Annotated in this window: 12 protein-coding genes; 10 read left to right on the forward strand and 2 right to left on the reverse strand. The window is 49.6% G+C overall.

The genetic code is table 11. The annotated features are described in order from the left end of the window. The first annotated feature begins 185 nt into the window (after positions 1-185). From lpxH to R0134_RS04830, 3 genes are read left to right on the forward strand one after another with little or no spacing between them, the layout of a single operon-like run. On the forward strand, positions 186-923 hold the full coding sequence (gene lpxH / locus R0134_RS04820) for a UDP-2,3-diacylglucosamine diphosphatase (RefSeq protein ID WP_319783701.1): 738 nt from the start codon (positions 186-188) through the stop codon (positions 921-923). 27 nt (positions 924-950) lie between these two features. Next, positions 951-1,649 carry a response regulator transcription factor gene (locus tag R0134_RS04825; RefSeq protein ID WP_319783702.1) on the forward strand — a complete coding sequence of 233 codons (699 nt, stop codon included), beginning with the start codon at positions 951-953 and terminating at the stop codon, positions 1,647-1,649. Between the two features lie 4 nt (positions 1,650-1,653). Next, on the forward strand, positions 1,654-3,021 hold the full coding sequence (locus R0134_RS04830) for a HAMP domain-containing sensor histidine kinase (RefSeq protein ID WP_319783703.1): 1,368 nt from the start codon (positions 1,654-1,656) through the stop codon (positions 3,019-3,021). On the opposite strand, the gene R0134_RS04835 is transcribed toward R0134_RS04830, so the two are convergent. Next, positions 2,967-4,844, reverse strand: coding sequence for a phosphoethanolamine--lipid A transferase (locus R0134_RS04835; protein ID WP_319783704.1), 1,878 nt, complete (start codon positions 4,842-4,844; stop codon positions 2,967-2,969). The two genes, R0134_RS04830 and R0134_RS04835, sit on opposite strands and share 55 nt — an antisense overlap. A 683-nt stretch (positions 4,845-5,527) precedes the next feature. Between R0134_RS04835 and R0134_RS04840 the strand changes: the two genes are divergently transcribed. From R0134_RS04840 to R0134_RS04870, 7 genes are all read left to right on the forward strand, one after another. After that, positions 5,528-7,513 carry an LTA synthase family protein gene (locus R0134_RS04840; protein WP_319784307.1) on the forward strand — a complete coding sequence of 662 codons (1,986 nt, stop codon included), beginning with the start codon at positions 5,528-5,530 and terminating at the stop codon, positions 7,511-7,513. Between the two features lie 115 nt (positions 7,514-7,628). Continuing rightward, positions 7,629-7,997: a diacylglycerol kinase gene (locus tag R0134_RS04845; protein WP_319783705.1), complete on the forward strand. Its 369-nt coding sequence runs from the start codon at positions 7,629-7,631 to the stop codon at positions 7,995-7,997. 198 nt (positions 7,998-8,195) lie between these two features. Then, positions 8,196-9,407, forward strand: coding sequence for a M24 family metallopeptidase (locus R0134_RS04850; RefSeq protein ID WP_319783706.1), 1,212 nt, complete (start codon positions 8,196-8,198; stop codon positions 9,405-9,407). Positions 9,408-9,803: 396 nt separating this feature from the next. Continuing rightward, complete coding sequence (locus R0134_RS04855) at positions 9,804-11,522, forward strand: BCCT family transporter (RefSeq protein WP_319783707.1); 1,719 nt, start codon at positions 9,804-9,806, stop codon at positions 11,520-11,522. A gap of 169 nt (positions 11,523-11,691) precedes the next feature. Then, a complete protein-coding gene (locus R0134_RS04860) occupies positions 11,692-12,456 on the forward strand; it encodes a creatininase (protein ID WP_319783708.1) in 765 nt (254 codons plus the stop codon). Positions 12,457-12,822: 366 nt separating this feature from the next. After that, positions 12,823-14,034: a M24 family metallopeptidase gene (locus R0134_RS04865; RefSeq protein ID WP_319783709.1), complete on the forward strand. Its 1,212-nt coding sequence runs from the start codon at positions 12,823-12,825 to the stop codon at positions 14,032-14,034. 381 nt (positions 14,035-14,415) lie between these two features. Next, positions 14,416-15,882 carry a sodium:solute symporter family transporter gene (locus R0134_RS04870; RefSeq protein ID WP_319783710.1) on the forward strand — a complete coding sequence of 489 codons (1,467 nt, stop codon included), beginning with the start codon at positions 14,416-14,418 and terminating at the stop codon, positions 15,880-15,882. Positions 15,883-15,987: 105 nt separating this feature from the next. Here R0134_RS04870 and R0134_RS04875 read toward each other — a convergent pair whose 3' ends face one another. Beyond that, the gene (locus R0134_RS04875; protein ID WP_319783711.1) at positions 15,988-16,845 is read right to left on the reverse strand and encodes a LysR substrate-binding domain-containing protein; all 858 of its coding nucleotides are present in this window, start codon (positions 16,843-16,845) and stop codon (positions 15,988-15,990) included. Positions 16,846-17,115 lie beyond the last annotated feature (270 nt).

A 17,115-nucleotide genomic window follows, 5' to 3' on the forward strand; every position in this document is an offset into this window, starting at 1 on the left:
TTACAGGATTGGTTGAAATTCAATCAATATCCGCAGCGCACCCACAATGGCAGCTTAGGCTGCCATTTTTTAGCCTCATTATCTTAACTCTTAACCTGTAACTCTTAACAGTGGCGCTTAATTTCAACCCGTCGCCAAGCGTTAAGTTAATGGGCGTTAGCCATTTTTATTAAGAAGAGCCATTAGTGAAACACACCACGCTTTTTATTGCTGACTTGCACTTGAGCGCCGATCGCCCAGACATGACGGCGGCGTTTTTACGCTTTATGGGCGAGGACGCGAAAGACGCGGATGCCTTGTATGTGCTGGGTGACCTATTTGAGTTTTCCATCGGCGATGATGAAGTCAGTGCGCTTAATGGCGAAGTGGCGGCGGCCTTTTTGGCTTGTAGCCAGCAGGGCACACCGGTGTATTTTATTCACGGCAATCGTGACTTTATGGTGGGGCGACGCTTTGCCCGCGCCGCTGGCATGAGTTTATTGCCCGAGCACAAAGTCATCGACCTATACGGTGAGCCAACGCTGGTGATGCACGGCGATACCTTGTGTATCGATGATGCGGGCTATCAGCGTTATCGTCGCGTGACTCGCTGGGGGTGGTTGCAATGGCTGTTTTTACGCTTGCCGCTTAAGTTTCGCATGGGCATTGCTGATGGTATTCGCAGCAAAAGTGCCGCCGCCAAAGAAGGCAAGGTAATGCAGGTGATGGATGTGAACCAAAGCGAAGTGGAACGACAAATGCAGCGCTATAAGGTACGCACCCTGATCCACGGCCACACCCACAGACCGGCTATTCATAGCTTGTCGGTTAACAATGAGCCAGCCCGGCGTATCGTGCTCGGCGATTGGTACACTCAAGGCAGTGTCTTGGTAGTAAGTGCGCAGGGTGTTGAGCTACAAAATCGCGCCTTACCCGAGGTTTAAGTCTTACATGATGTTTAAGGAGCCCAGATGCGGATATTAGTGGTGGAAGATAATCCGGATATTCTGGTGAATATCGTGGATTACCTGACCTTAAAAGGTGCGGTGGTGGATGCACTCTATAACGGGCAAGCTGCACTGCAGCAGACTCGCCGCCACGAATACGACTTGCTGGTGCTGGACTTATCCTTACCCGGATTAGATGGTTTAGCCTTGTGTGCTCAGCTACGCGCCGAGCAAAATCCGTTGCCCATAGTGATGCTCACCGCCCGTGATACCTTGCAAGATAAGCTCAGCGGTTTTGAAGTAGGGGCTGATGATTATTTGGTGAAGCCCTTTGCCTTGCCCGAGTTATGGTCACGTATTCAAGCGGTGCTGAAACGCTCTCAAAAACAACAGGCTCGGATACTCAAGGTTTGCGATGTCACATTGGATCTGGATTTGCGCCAAGCTTGCCGTGCGCAACAGCTGCTGAATCTCAATCCCAAATGTCTGAAACTGCTTGAGATCTTAATGCGCTACGCACCCAATGTGGTGAGTCGTGACACCTTAATCGATCAATTATGGTCCGACGACCCACCGGACAGCGATGGCCTTAAGGCGCACATTTATTTACTGCGCAATCAACTGGATAAACCTTTTAGCGAGGCCTTGCTGCAGACGGTGCACGGGCAGGGCTATCGGCTGGCTGTCAATAAGCAGGCCAATAATGATCAAATAGGGAAATAGACCCATGCGCCTGACCATTAGAACTCGGCTGCAACTGGCACTTAACTTAGTGATAGTGGTCATTAGTCTGCTGGCGGCGGCGGGCATGATAATGCTGGTGTACTGGTTTGAAAACACCCTGTTTTATAATCATTTGCAAAGTGATCTCACGGATCATATGCACAATCAGCAAACGGTGAGCCAGCCTTTGGTGCTGCCCATGACCGACACCACCTACTACAAGTTGCCCAAAAACGATCAACACTTATTGCCGGATGCCTTTCGTGGCTATCCAGCCGGTGGCCATGAAGTTTTGCTCGGCAACAAAGCCTATAACTTATTTGTGCGCCACGAAGCGGGCTGGGTCCATGTATTGGTCCAAGATCAGAGCGAGTTTGAACGCTATGAACAGTTGATGTTTACCGGCATTGGGCTAAGCGTGCTGTTGATATGGGGCTTAGGTTTCCTCTTTTCTCGGCGTTTAAGCCAACAAATACTTAAACCCGTGGCTACCTTGGCCCAAGAGGTGGCACATTTGCCGGAGCAGCCCGGCAGCCAGCTAACCCATCATTATCCCAACGATGAAACTGGTCAGTTAGCGCGCACCTTTGATCGTTATGTGCTGCGCGTGAATGAGTTACTGCTCAGAGAGCAGCAGTTTTCAGCTAATGCCAGTCATGAGCTACGTACCTGCATGATGGTGATCCGCGGCGCCTTGGATATGCTGGCGGTCAGTGAGCCTACGCCGTTGGTGGCGCGCCAACTGCAGCGTATCGACGGCGCGCTTGGCCAAATGCAGCAGCAAACTGAGCTGTTTTTACAGTTGTCGCGCACACCCGACTCCTTGGCGGGAAATAACGAACTCAGTCCCTTGGCCGAGCTGGCTAAAGCCCAATTGGCCCATTGGCAGCCGTTGGCGGACAGCCGAGGGCTGAAACTGAGCTTAGCTGTGATTGGGCAAGTGCCAGCCTTGCCGGCCAGCATGATGGTGGCGGTGTTGAATAACCTGTTGCGCAATGCCATACAGCACACGGCAACGGGCGGCATTAAGGTCGAGGTCACGGCGAATTATTTGCGGGTGTCTGATACCGGCAGCGGCATCAGCGCCGAGCTACAAGCTAAGGTGCATGAGCGAGGCGTGAGTGTGGCCAACCCCGAAGGATTTGGTTTGGGATTGGCCATAGTAGAGCGTATTTGTCAGCACCAAGGCTGGCGGCTGCAGATATCGACGCCGCCCGCCGCCGACTCTGCTATTCCGTCAACTCTCGCTACTCAGGCGACTAACGGTACTCAGCCAGCTCACTCTACAGAGACAACTAACGGTACTCAGGTGACTATTTATTTTGTCGCGGCCGAGGTTAATAACACGGACTTATGTGACGCCAACTGCTGACGACAGCTGCTAAATATATCAAGCTGGGGTCGGTAAATCGCAGTTGATACATCCAGTAAACCCAGCATGGAGTCGAACAGGTTGTCGTGGGAATATTCATTTTCCTTAGCCTGTGTGGCTAAACAGCCTTCATCCAGTTGTTTATCGGCCGCAAAACCTTCAGAAAACCAGGTTAACATGGGCACCTGGGTTTGCTCTTTGGGGGCCAGCGCATAGGGCATACCGTGCAGATATAAGCCAGACTCACCTAACGACTCGCCGTGATCCGACACATACAGTAAACCGGTATCTAAGTCGTCACGCTCTTGTAACTGCTTAATCACCTGGCTGATAATGTAATCGGTATAATAGATAGTATTGTCATAGGTATTATTGAGCTGGCGTGCATCACAGTTTTGAATATCGCTGCGCTGACAATCCGGCTGAAAATGGGCAAATTCCTGAGGGTATCGCTTGTAATAGGTGGGGCCATGGCTGCCCACCATATGCAGCACTATCAGGTTGCTCTCTGCTTGATTAGAGGCAGCGGTAATACTTTTTAGCTGCTCGCTTAAGCCTTCTAGCAGTACTTGATCTTGGCAATAATCCCCATCACACACCGGATTGGTGGCATTGGGTTCAAACGCTATGGTCTCGGTCCGCGCACAGGCCCCTTTACAGCCGCCGTCATTTTCTAACCACACCGTCTTAATACCGGCGCGCGCCACTATGTCCATTAAATTGTCTTGGTTGGCAGCTTGAGTATCGGAAAAGTCTGTTCGAGATTGGTGTGAAAACATGCAAGGCACAGAGACCGCAGTAGCGGTGCCACAAGAAGTTACATCCTGAAAATACGTGACGCTTGGCATGTTAGTGTTGGCGTTACTGTTAGCGGCACTTTTAGTATCAGAGCGGGCGTTAGTTAAGGCTTGAGTAAAGGCATTAGTGCCACGCTCATAGCCACCGAGTTGAAAGTTGGCAGCGCGTGCGGTTTCTCCCACCATCATCACCATCACCTGTTTGCGGCCCGTTTTAGCCTGCGTGAGTAATGTGGCGTCTTCGCCCAAGGTTTGATAGGGCTCTGGCGTAGTAAAGTAGCTATCGTCCAAATACTTATACAGGCTGTGGGCAAAGTGGGTGGGAATGATCATCTTGTTGAGGTAATGGTTATTGCGCCCCACAGAGGCGTAGTCTTTGTAGTAAAAGACGGCAATCAGCAGTATCACCAATACAGATAACACCACAGACAACAGCTTCATGACGAGCTCGCGCCACACAGTACTGCGGCGGATGGTCATTTTCAGCAGCAAAATAGCAGGCAGCAGACCGGTGAAGACAAACCACAGCAGGGCGCTAGCATTGAGGTAAGATTTGGCCTCGCCGGCATTGGTTTCCAACACGTTCACTATCATGTCGCGATCGACTATGGTGCCGTAATGGAACATCACATAGTTGAGTAATGCCGACAGTATAATAAAAGGTATCAGCACCCATTTTTCTAAGCGAAAGGGGGTGAGCAAGCTAAAGATGATGGTAAAGCAAGCAATGAAAAACACCGGTATGGTAAGCATAAAGCCGAGCTTGAAGTCACTTAAACTTTCCAGAATACCGACTAATTTGGCCAGTAAAGCCAGATTCAGCACCACAAAGAAATAACAAGCTGCCAAAAACACCAAGCGCGTTGGCGTCAGTGAAAAACCGGTGTTCGCGGTTGGGGTATTTGGTCTCGGCGTTGTTGCAGGCTCAGCTAATGAGTCCATGTTAAGCTCCCAGTCAGAGATAGAGAAATGACGATAATGTTGGCCAAGGGTAGGCTGGGGCAGGTCAAAAAAAGGTAAAAACATTCAAATCCAAAATTTTTTTTAATTTAGGGTTACTCAGAAAATTTAGTCGTTCTTTTTGCACTATATCCGTTCCGCCACGCCTTAACTTTACCTGATTACGTATGACCCTCAGCCATGATGTGCGCTGTTTTGGTTTGTTCTTTTCTCGTATCCATACCCTGCTGCGATATCAATACAAGCAGGGTGCAGCAAGGCTATTTCTTTGCGGTAGAGGCCGCTTTAGCTGGCCGGTTTTACGCAGTAAAACAAGAACCTACAAACCACATCAATGTTAAACGAGGTGTGTTTTGTAGGTGCCTTTGTCAACGCCGTGCGGTTTGAAGATCTTGGTGGCGCTCCGCGCCACCGGCCAGCTACTCTTTACCTAAGACAAGGGCCTCTACGGTGCAACGTTTTGAAATTTGGCGTGGTTGTGGGTCTCGAACGTATGGCCAGCAGGATATTCGACATGCCTCTCTGTAACCTATTGAATTCATTGATGCTTAATTTACTGAAACATAGCTGAGCTTTGTGGGTAATCAGGTAACTTTATGCCTTAGCGCTATACTCGGTACTCTGTGCCTTTACTCAAGCTTCAGTGACGAAGTGAGAGCAGTGAGGAGTTAACGTCACGCTTTTGACCCTTTTTTCACCTAGTAAACGTAATAATCCCAAACTCTGATATTGCCATGGAAGACATCATCATGATCCGCATTAAACATACCTTGGGGCCTGCTTGGCCTTTTATCTGTTTTATACTGCTCAATTTACTGCTGCTGAGCTTGAGTCGTTTAGGTCTTGCTGCTTGGCAGTTTGAGCGGGTGACGGATACCGGAGGTTGGGGGCATCTCTTGTTGCAGGGATTGCGCATCGACGCATCGACTATGGGCTGGCTGTTTGGTGTGCCCATGGTCTTTACCATGTTACTGGCCGATGGAAATGCGCTGGGCCGAGCTTGGCTGGTACTAATGCGACTTTGGCTGGTGGCCGGCAGTGTGTTGCTGCTCTTTATGGAGCTGTCGACACCGGATTTTATCGCCACCTATGATCTGCGCCCCAACCGTTTGTTTGTGGAATATCTGATGTATCCCAAGGAAGTGTTCGCCATGTTACTGGGCGGACATCTGCTGGCCTTACTAGTGGTGAGTCTGACCTTGCCGCTGGCGGTTTGGAGCTTGTGGCGTTTTTCGGCTCGGGTGTGCCGAAACTTGAGTTATCCGCGTTTTTACTGGCGGCCGATACTGGCGGTGCTGGTGCTGGCCGTCGGCTTTATGGCTGCCCGCTCTACGCTGGGCCACAGAGGCTTGAATCCGGCCATGGTGGCTTTTTCCACCGATCCATTGGTGAACTCGCTGGTGTTGAACTCCGCCTATTCGGTCGGATTTTCACTACGCCAGCTAAGCAAGGAAGAAAATGCCGCCGCCTTGTATGGCCACATGGCAGAAGACGAGCTGTTGGCCACGCTGCGCCAAGCCAGCGGCCGCCCTGACAGCGACTTTGTCTCGGCCGCCTTGCCGAGCTTGACTTACAACCAGGCCACTTACCGCGGCAAGCCTAAGAATCTGGTCATTATTCTGGAAGAAAGTTTGGGCGCGCGTTTTGTGGGGTCGCTGGGCGGCTTGCCGCTGACGCCTAATCTGGATCGGCTTTCACAACAGGGTTGGATGTTTGACCAGCTGTATGCCACCGGCACCCGTTCGGTACGAGGTATAGAGGCGGTTATCACGGGTTTTACTCCCACGCCGGCCCGCGCGGTGGTGAAACTGGATAAGAGCCAGACCGGATTTTTCACTATTGCTCAGCTATTACGCCAGCATAAGTACAGCACCAGTTTTATTTATGGTGGTGAGGGTCATTTCGATAACATGGCCAGCTTCTTTCTGGGCAACGGTTTCGAGACCATCATCGATCAGCGCGATTATTCCCAGCCGGAGTTTGTCGGCTCCTGGGGGGTAAGCGACGAGGATCTATTTAACCGAGCGCATCAGGAATTCGAGCGCTTGTCTGAGCGCGAGCAGCCGTTTTTCAGTCTGGTATTTAGTTCCAGCAATCACGATCCGTTCGAGTTCCCCGATAATCGCATCGAACTCTATGAACAGCCGAAACAGACGCGCAATAATGCGGCTAAGTATGCGGACTATGCGCTGGGCCGTTTCTTCGATCAGGCGCAGCAGGCGGATTACTGGCAAGATACGCTGTTTTTGGTGGTGGCCGATCACGACTCTCGGGTGTATGGGCCTGAGTTAGTGCCGGTGAAAAATTTTCGGGTTCCGGGGCTTATTTTGGGGAAGGGCATAGCCCCGCAGCGAGATACGCGGCTGGTTAGCCAGATTGACTTGGCACCGACGCTGTTATCCTTGATGGGCATTGACAGCGAGAACCCCATGTTGGGCCGAGATTTGACCCAACAGCCTGCCGATGCACCCGGTCAGGTGATGATGCAGTTCGACAAGAACTTTGCCCTGCTGAGCGAAGATAAGCTGGTGGTGCTGCAGCCAGAAAAAGATCCGCTGAGTTTTAGCTATTCGTTTGAGACGCAAAAAATGAGCCCTGCGCCACTCGATGTGGCGCTACTGCAAACCGCCAAGGCGTACGCCTTGTGGGGCAGTTTGGCGTATAATCGCGGGCTATATCGCTTGCCTGATCCGACTGTCGCCCTAGATAATTCGGTGGCCGCAAATGTTGAATAAGCAGTGAATCAGCGATTGAATCAACTATGGAATAACGCCATCTATTCAGAGCCGTAGGGCCGAAAACATTGATAATTAACACCACAACATGAAGCAAACCAACGGAATTTATTTTATGAAACCAGGAAAAACAGGGCTGGCGCGTATTGTGGCTGCATTCGGCTATTCATTACGGGGCCTAAAGGCGGCCTATCGGCACGAGGCGGCTTTTCGTCAAGAATGTTGGTTAGTGGCGGTGTTGTTGCCCATCGCCCTTATCTGGAACGTAGGGTTGCTGGCAAAAGCGCTGCTAATTGGCAGTCTGTTGCTGATATTGATTATCGAATTGTTAAATTCAGCCATTGAGGCGGTGGTGGATCGTATTGGACCTGAATATCACGAACTATCGGGCCGAGCCAAAGACATAGGGTCGGCAACCGTACTGCTGGCGCTACTAGTGGCTGCGATAACGTGGGGGCTGGTGTGGCTCGACACCCTCGGGTAACATCATAATTGCTTTGCTGCATCAACACGGCGTAAACACTGAGTTAACGACTCATTAACAATGCTAATGATGCTATTTAAAGTATTCATTTCTATTATGACAAGGACGTCTCTAGTATCGGGGTATGTGCTTAGTCCGGTTACTCATTAAGCGGCACAATAACCCTTAGTTACTGTCATATAGGAAGGAATCCTTACCATGCAAATGCCAAGAACTCTGAACATTCCCAACGGTGAAAAAGTCCAGGGTATGTTTTCCAAGCAAGAAATGGCTTCACGCCAAGATAAACTGCGCGGCTACATGGCCAGCAATGACGTAGACGCTGTGCTGTTTACTTCTTACCACAACATTAACTATTTCAGTGACTTTGTGTACTGCCGCTTTGGCCGTGACTACGGTTTGGCCGTGACCCAACACATTCATACCACCATTACTGCCAACATTGATGGTGGTCAGCCATACCGTCGTAATGCATTGGGCGACAACCTGGTGTATACCGACTGGCAGCAAGACAGCTTCTTTTATGCGGTCAAGTCACTGATTGGCGGCGCGCGTCGCATCGGTGTTGAATTCGACCACATTAACCTGCAAAACCTGGATAAACTAAAAGTAGCCTTCCCAGAAGCTGAATTTGTCGATATCGGCGTGCCCACCATGAAAATGCGCATGATCAAGTCGGCAGAAGAAATTGCCGTGATCAAGCAGGGTGCTCGCGTAGCCGATGTTGGCGGCGCCGCTATCCGTGACGCCATTGGTGTTGGTGTGCCAGAGTATGAAGTTGCACTGGCCGGTACTCAGGCCATGATCCGCGAAATTGCTAAAACCTTCCCCCATGGCGAGCTGATGGATACTTGGGTATGGTTCCAGTCTGGTATCAACACCGACGGTGCTCACAACCCGGTAACCAGCCGCAAGATTGAAGCTGGCGACATCCTGAGCATGAACACCTTCCCGATGATCGGTGGTTACTACACGGCGCTGGAACGTACCCTGTTCAGCGAGCATGTATCCGACCGTCACCTGGAACTGTGGGAGCTGAACTGTAAAGTACACCGCCGCGGTATTGAGCTGATTAAAGCCGGTACTCGCTGCTGTGACATCGCCCTCGAGCTGAACGAAATTTTCGCCGAGCAGGATGCACTGCAGTACCGCACCTTCGGTTACGGTCACTCTTTCGGTACCCTGAGCCACTACTACGGCCGCGAAGCCGGACTGGAACTGCGCGAAGATATCGAAACAGTACTGGAGCCGGGCATGGTAGTGTCTATGGAGCCGATGATCATGCTGCCAGAAGGCATGCCGGGTGCCGGTGGTTATCGTGAGCACGACATTCTCGTGATTAGCGAAACCGGCGTTGAGAACATCACTCACTTCCCATTCGGTCCGGAACACAACATCATTAAAGGCTAAAACAGAGCTCAGCCCATCCTCTTGCAGAGGATGGGCTTTTTTGCCATATAGCCTATATCAGGGGAAATATTTCAACTTTATAAAGAGAAAAAAGAGCCTGATCATAGAGCCAATTACTTATATGACATGTTCCAGTCGTTAATTTTTATCGCAGGTAACTTTCTAGTAGCGGCACCAGGTATTAGCTCCGATTTTTACACTCGGTGTAATCCACAGGTCATGGTGGGAAGGGACTGTTACTCATGTATATATCAAACCTGTCGATTAGCGAAGATGGATTGTTTTCTCTATTAAGAGCTCATTGCAAGATACATCCAAATTTACATAAGGATAGCGATGCGTTCTCAAGACAATAGAAGCTAATGGATAGCTATAATAATAGAGAGGTAAGATACAGTGAAAAATGAAAATGTAGTGCCTAAGAAGCCTACGAATCACAAGGAGCCTCTTGTCGTTCCTCGATTCACAGGTTCTGATTTACCCCCCCTCGGTAGATTGCTCATTCAGTTCACCCCACCAGCCGCTATCATCGCACTTATTATCATGGTGTTGACGAATCCAGATGGCGTGGCCGCTGTTATTTTTGACATGCGAACCTATGTAACAGGTGGTTATACCTGGTTATTTATACTTTACTCCCTATTCTCTGTTGCTGTGTGCGCTTGGCTGGTGTTCAGCAAGATTGGCAAACAGGTGCGATTGGGTGGTCCTAATGCGAAAAAAGAGTACAACAACTTTGCCTGGTACTCGATGCTGTTTGCCTGCGGTCAGGGCATCGGACTGATATTTTGGTCTGTTGCTCAACCGATTATGCTGCGCAATGAAAGCCCGGTGATTAACGCACTGGAAGGTGATGTTGCTGGAGGAGGAATTGTTTGGGCTTACTTCCACTGGGGGTTTACCGCTTGGGCTATGTATTGCGTAGTAGCAGTCTGCTTGGCCTATTCGCATCATAATCTGGGTAAAACGCTGACCTTCCGAGAAGCGACCGTAGACATTTTACCTAAATGGTCTCAGGCTGGCGCCGGTGTAGTCGTTGAGCTGCTGGCGATAATGGCCACGATTCTTGGCTTGTCAACGTCGTTTGCCTTTGCGGCCATGCAGTTCTCTTCCGGACTTGGCTCTTTTACCGGCGTGGTTTCTAGTTCCACCATCTGGCTGTTGGTCATTGTGGGCTTGGGGACGGCAACGGCTATCTCAGCCTTCTTCGGCATCAGCAAGGGCATGCGTCTGATCAGTGAAACGAATTCAATTTTAAGCATAGTACTTGTAATCGCTGTCTTAATATTTGGACCTACCTTGTTCATCGTTTCTAACATGACTCAGACCTTTGGCTCTTACTTTACCAACTTTATACCAATGAGCTTTTGGACCGATGCCCCTAGCACCGCTACACCAATGGAATCTTGGCAGGAGAGCTGGAATGGTTGGTGGACCGTGTTTATCTGGTGCTGGGTTATTGCCTTCTCACCTTTCGTTGCAGGTTTTATCGCCCGCATATCTCGTGGCCGTACACTGCGTGAATTCGTGATCGGCGTGACCGTGGTGCCTTCTTTGATAGTTATGGTGTGGATTGGTGTACTTGGATCCGCGGCAATTTACTATGACGATCAAACAGGAAATGGTATCTCGGCAGCGGTGGGTGAAAACGTATCCAGCGGTCTGTTTGTTATGCTGGAGTCGGTACCGCTTGTGGGTAGCCTGTTGCTGGTTGTGGCAACTATCTTGGTGGCAACCTACTATGTAACATCCTTGGACGCTGGCACCTATGCGCTTGCAGAGTTTGTATCTGCACCAAAACAGGCGGGTCCGTGGTTTAGAGTAGTGCTGGTTGCCAGTATTGCTGCTGTTGCAACTGTGCTGCTGACCGTAGGGGGAAGTGGCGTCGTAGATACCGTGCAAACCGGAACCATCATAGGTGCGTTCCCGTTCTCTATTGTTATATTGCTGATGATTGCAAATACAATAAAACGGTTACTGAACCGGGACCGGTCAACCAAAGAGTTGGAAAAGGCGGTAAATAATCCTGACCCAAGTGTAGAGCTCAAAGTTGATGCTAGTGGTGAAGCTCAGGTTATTACTAATGGTCACTCAGTGGTGCCTGAAAGAAGTTAGTACTGTAACGATTAATATTCATAGCTGAATTTTTCTCTACTTCGTGCTATGAGGGTAATTATATAAATAACTGGCCTGGCAGAAAACATCTGCCAGGCCAGTTTTAAAGGTTAAGGGAACGACTTAAAACATGTCGCTACCATCTTTAAATTTAAATAGGTGAGAAATAATGGTCAACTTAGAATTGATGGATTGGAAAACGTATGCTGCCCAAGTCAAGGATGGCGAAGCCGTTATCATGTTGCCGATAGGTGCTATTGAGCAACACGGTCCTCACATGTCGATGAACCCGGATGTCTTGATCCCCAAAGCCATCTCCGAAGGCGTAGCCAAGAAGGGGGGATCTATTCTGGTTGCCCCTCCTATTTCTTATGGCTATAAGTCACAAGTCAAATCAGGGGGAGGAAACTTTTTCCCTGGAACTACATGTATCAATGGCAAGACACTGATTGATATAGTAAAAGATGTAATTGTTGCTTATGCCAAGCATGGCAACAGAAAATTTGTGTTGGTCAATGGCCACTTCGAAAACTCGATGTTTCTGGTCGAAGGAATAGAGTTGGCACTCGAACACTTGAGACATGGTGGCATCGAAGCCCAGGTTATACTGCTGTCATATTGGGACTACGTGACTCAAGAAACAATTGAGACCGTATTTCCAGAAGGCTTTACCGGCTGGGATGTCGAACATGGCGGAGTGCTTGAAACCTCATTGATGTTATATTTGCACCCTGAGTGTGTGAATATGGACAAGGTTATTCATCACGAACCGGCAACCTTTCCTCCATATGATATATTCCCATCCGATGAGAGTTGGGTTCCTAGTACAGGTACTTTATCATCAGCAAAAAATGCCACTCGGGAATATGGTGAAATACTATACAATGTTTGTGTTGATGGTATTTATCAGTCTGTTAATGAAAGATTTAGTTAGTTAATAAAATATTTCATTAATTAAAGGCAAGCCAAGTTCATGGCTTGCCTTTTTTCTAGCGACAACTCCAGAACTGGCTCCCCCAGGTTGATACATCAAAATCCGCTGTTTGAACATGCCCAGGACCCATACCTGATGGCATCTAGGTGCTCTTTTTCATAACCAGAACGGCGCTTTACGTTATGGTTTTACCGTCACTTTACACTTAGCCTTAACACCTCATTAACAATACTGATGATGTTATTTAAAGTATTCATTTCTGTTATGGTGAGGACGGCTTTAGTATCGGGGTATGCGCTTAGTCCGGTGTTTTATTAAGCGGTACAATAACCCTTAGTTACTGTCATATAGGAAGGATCTCTTACCATGCAAATGCCAAGAACTCTGAACATTCCCAACGGTGAAAAAGTCCAGGGTATGTTTTCCAAGCAAGAAATGGCTTCACGTCAGACTAAACTGCGCGGCTACATGGCCAGCAACGACGTAGACGCTGTGCTGTTTACTTCTTATCACAACATTAACTATTTCAGTGACTTTGTGTACTGCCGCTTTGGCCGTGACTACGGTTTGGCCGTGACCCAACACATTCATACCACCATTACTGCCAACATTGATGGTGGTCAGCCATACCGTCGTAATGCATTGGGTGACAACCTGGTGTATACCGACTGGCAGCAAGACAGCTTCTTTTATGCGGTCAAGTCGCTGATTGGCGGCGCGCGTCGCATCGGTGTTGAATTCGACCACCTCAACTTGCAAAATTTAGATAAACTAAAAGTAGCCTTCCCAGAAGCTGAATTTGTCGATATCGGCGTGCCCACCATGAAAATGCGCATGATCAAGTCGGCGGAAGAAATCGCCGTGATCAAGCACGGTGCCCGCGTGGCCGATGTAGGCGGCGCCGCTATTCGTGACGCTATTGGTGTGGGTGTGCCAGAATACGAAGTCGCATTGGCCGGTACTCAAGCCATGGTGCGTGAAATTGCTAAAACCTTCCCTCATGGCGAGCTAATGGACACTTGGGTGTGGTTTCAGTCGGGTATTAATACCGACGGTGCTCACAACCCAGTTACTAGCCGTAAAATTGAAGCCGGTGACATTCTCAGCATGAACACCTTCCCCATGATTGGTGGTTACTACACGGCGTTAGAACGTACTCTGTTCAGCGAGCATGTGTCCGACCGTCATTTGGAGTTGTGGGAGCTGAACTGTAAGGTACACCGCCGTGGCATCGAGTTGATTCAAGCCGGTACTCGCTGCTGCGATATCGCTCACGAGCTGAACGAAATCTTCGCCGAGCAGGATGCGCTGCAATACCGCACCTTCGGTTACGGTCACTCTTTCGGTACCCTGAGCCACTACTACGGCCGCGAAGCTGGACTGGAACTGCGTGAAGATATCGAAACAGTACTGGAGCCGGGCATGGTAGTGTCTATGGAGCCGATGATCATGCTGCCAGAAGGCATGCCGGGTGCCGGTGGTTATCGTGAGCACGACATTCTCGTGATTAGCGAAACCGGCGTTGAAAATATCACAGGTTTCCCATTCGGGCCTGAACACAATATCATCAAGGGTTAATGCACAGAGGCTCGCCAGTTTGGCGAGCCTCTTTTATTTATGAAGATAAACCATCACTTATTATGATGGGATTGGCTTAGTTGTCATATGTTTACAATTATTGGTAATAACAGAGACTCGTTATTGCCAAGCTACTTCTGGTGAGGCCGGTTACTACCGGTGGAATCAGGGATTGTGCAACCAACGTGAATACACGTCGCTCAAAGAGGTAGAAATTATGTTGTCTCACTCATGGACCATGGGTAGTTTTGTTTATTTAAATGCCGCTATTTTGGTATGGGTCGTACTGGCCTATGGCTATCGACAGTTCATCCACAAGCCGCGTCATGAAGACTAAGTATCAGGCTTGTTACTCGAATTAATCAGAGTTAAAGGGAATGTATGATGGATAATTATGACTTGTTAAACTGGAGCCTACTGCTGGGGTCCTTTGGCATCTTGATCTTGATCGGCTACCTGTCGAGCCGCGCGATCAAAGACAGTGACGCCTCCGGCTTTTTGGTGGCAGGGCGCAGTTTAGGCCCATTTGTGGGTGCTGGTACTATAGTCGCCACCGGTTTTAGTGGCTGGGGCTTTATGGGCTCCCCGGGTGTTGCTTACGAGTTTGGCTCGATAGAAGTGCTAGGTAACTTCTTTTTTGCGCCGGCCATGGTGATTGCCGTGCTGTATTTTGCTCACTTTCTGCGTAAACGCGCCGAAGAACTGGGTAGCTGTACCATACCCGAGTATGTATCTCAGGTGCACGGCGGTGGCTCAGGCATTGAGCGTTGGGTCAAGGGCGTTGCCGCGGCTATTACCATAGTGCTGCTGCTGGTGTTCCTGACCAGTCAAATTAAGGCCGTGGGTCTGTTGGGAGCCTCTTGGTTGGGCATCAGCCTGACGGAAAGTGCACTGTTGATGATTGGCGTGATTATACTCTACACCATGCTGGGTGGCTTGGCTGCTGTGGCTTGGACCGATACCTTGATGGTAGTGGGTATGTGCATTGGTGCCGTGGTGATGATGGTACAGATTTTTACCGATGTGAATCTGACCGAGTTTATCGAACGGCTAAATGCGGTTGATCCCGAGCTGCTCAATCCGACGACTGCGGCGCCTTATGGCGAGAGCAAGAGCTCTGTGTTCTTGGTATTACCTTATGCCTTCCTGTTTACTGCTGTGTTGCCTTATATGGCGGTACGCTTCCTGGCATTCAAACCGTCGGTGAAGATGCATCATGTGGCAATTTGGGTAGCTCCGTTGGGCATCTTGTTGAGCTTGGTGCCGATTATTGGTCTGTATGTGCGTATCGCTCATCCGCCACTGGCCGACTCGGATCAGGCGATGCCGGTATATTTGGCTACTTTCTTGCATCCAGCACTAGCAGGGGTCATTACCTTGTTTATTCTGTTTGCCATGAAGTCAACGGCTAACTCGCTATTGCATACAGTATCGAGTGCGGCTTCTCACGACATGCGCACCGCTCTGTTTCCTAATAGCACCGCGAGTAACCAGCGTATCTTATGGATCAACCGTAGCTGGGTGGCTATTCTTGGCTTAGTCGGATTTGTGATGATGCTGTTTGCACCGCCCTTTATGTTGTCTTGGTTGGGCATTCTCGGTTCGGGTACCTTGCTGGCAGTGATGATTGGTCCGGTGTTTATTTCTACTTTCTGGCAAGGCAATGCCTACGGCGCCTTGGCCGCCATGTTCACCGGTCTGTTCACCAGCGGTAGTTTCCTGCTGTTCACCGATGTGGGCTGGGTAGAAGGACCGCTATACGGTTGTGCCGCTTCCAGTGTGGTGTATATAACCGTCAGTATGATGACGAAAAAAGTAAGCTCTGCCGCTATGGCTCGTAGTTACTAACCTAGTTATTAACTGATTATAATTGTGAGAAGTCAAAGCCCAGCTTAGCTGGGCTTTTTTTATGGGTAGCGTAAAGGTCAACACTGAGCCGTTTGCTATCTAATATTATAGAGCGTGGAGGCCTTGCTTTAAGTAGTCGAGCAGCATGTGTGAGGCGGAAGTTAGCTTATTTGGCTCGTAACAGAAGCCGATAGACAGATTACCGAGGGATGGGCAGGGCGCAAAGGTAACTGAGGCTTCCAGCCCTTCAGGTACCGTACTTTTGGACAAAGCGCTAATACCCAAGCCCGCCTTGACGGCGGCATGAATTCCTAACAGGCTGGAGGTACTGTAAACGATGCGCCAGGGCAGGTTGGCTTGGTTAAGGGCGTTGACAATGGTCTTACGATATAGGCAGCCCTTGGGATAGAGGATTAGCGGCAGGGGCTCGCCGGGTTCTAGCATCAGGTTATTACCGCGTATCCATACCAAGGGCTCTGTGATGTAATCTGTCAGGCGCGGCTGGAGCTGGCCATTTTCTTCTATTGCCATAACCAGATCGTATTCGCCCTTGCCGTAATCCTGCAATAGATTGGCGCTGATGTCGCTGCTTACGTCCAGAGTCACGTTGGGGTAGGCTTGAGCAAAACGACCTATGGCTGTGGCCAGAAAGGAGACTTCAAAATCGTTGGGGATCCCTAACCGCACCGAGCCGCTAACCTTGGGTGCACTCAATCGCGAGACTATGGCATCGTTTAAATCCAGCATCTTCTGCGCATAGCCCAGTAGCAGCTGGCCTTCCTCGGTTAACTGTATACCGCTGGAGCGATGAAACAGCCGGATATCGAGCAGCTCTTCTAACCGCTTCACTTGCAGGCTTATCGCCGGTTGCGAGCGCCCCAAGCGTTCACCCGCAGGGGTAAATCCCCCCAGCTGATTGATAGTGACAAAGGTACGTAACAAGTCCGTGGGAAGATTCTTCATCCTGAAGTGCCATCATTTTAGAGATTAATGTTTGTATTATTAGCATTAATTTCATAAATGGGGAAGGGAGCAGTAACAGTTAAACGCAACGGTACACGTTAACCTGTCTTTAGGTGGTAACTCAGCACTTAGAGACAACTGGGTAGCCACTCCGACACGCTAAGCCGCATCCCTGCGACGCTCAGCACATGACTTGTGCCATCACTATCAACAAAAAAAGTGTGACTAAGAGGTAGAGTTACACTTGATGCAGTTCGGTATAAAACGACT

Source organism: Oceanisphaera sp. IT1-181 (genome assembly GCF_033807535.1).
GTDB lineage: Bacteria > Pseudomonadota > Gammaproteobacteria > Enterobacterales > Aeromonadaceae > Oceanimonas.

Bases quoted from the DNA above. Each gene is read 5' to 3' on its own strand.
- R0134_RS04825 (WP_319783702.1), top strand. From the start codon at position 951: ATGCGGATATTAGTGGTGGAAGATAATCCGGATATTCTGGTGAATATC.
- R0134_RS04865 (WP_319783709.1), top strand. From the start codon at position 12,823: ATGCAAATGCCAAGAACTCTGAACATTCCCAACGGTGAAAAAGTCCAG.
- R0134_RS04850 (WP_319783706.1), top strand. From the start codon at position 8,196: ATGCAAATGCCAAGAACTCTGAACATTCCCAACGGTGAAAAAGTCCAG.
- R0134_RS04840 (WP_319784307.1), top strand. From the start codon at position 5,528: ATGATCCGCATTAAACATACCTTGGGGCCTGCTTGGCCTTTTATCTGT.
- R0134_RS04870 (WP_319783710.1), top strand. From the start codon at position 14,416: ATGATGGATAATTATGACTTGTTAAACTGGAGCCTACTGCTGGGGTCC.
- R0134_RS04830 (WP_319783703.1), top strand. From the start codon at position 1,654: ATGCGCCTGACCATTAGAACTCGGCTGCAACTGGCACTTAACTTAGTG.
- R0134_RS04835 (WP_319783704.1), bottom strand. From the start codon at position 4,844: ATGTTTTTACCTTTTTTTGACCTGCCCCAGCCTACCCTTGGCCAACAT.
- R0134_RS04875 (WP_319783711.1), bottom strand. From the start codon at position 16,845: ATGAAGAATCTTCCCACGGACTTGTTACGTACCTTTGTCACTATCAAT.
- R0134_RS04860 (WP_319783708.1), top strand. From the start codon at position 11,692: ATGGTCAACTTAGAATTGATGGATTGGAAAACGTATGCTGCCCAAGTC.
- R0134_RS04845 (WP_319783705.1), top strand. From the start codon at position 7,629: ATGAAACCAGGAAAAACAGGGCTGGCGCGTATTGTGGCTGCATTCGGC.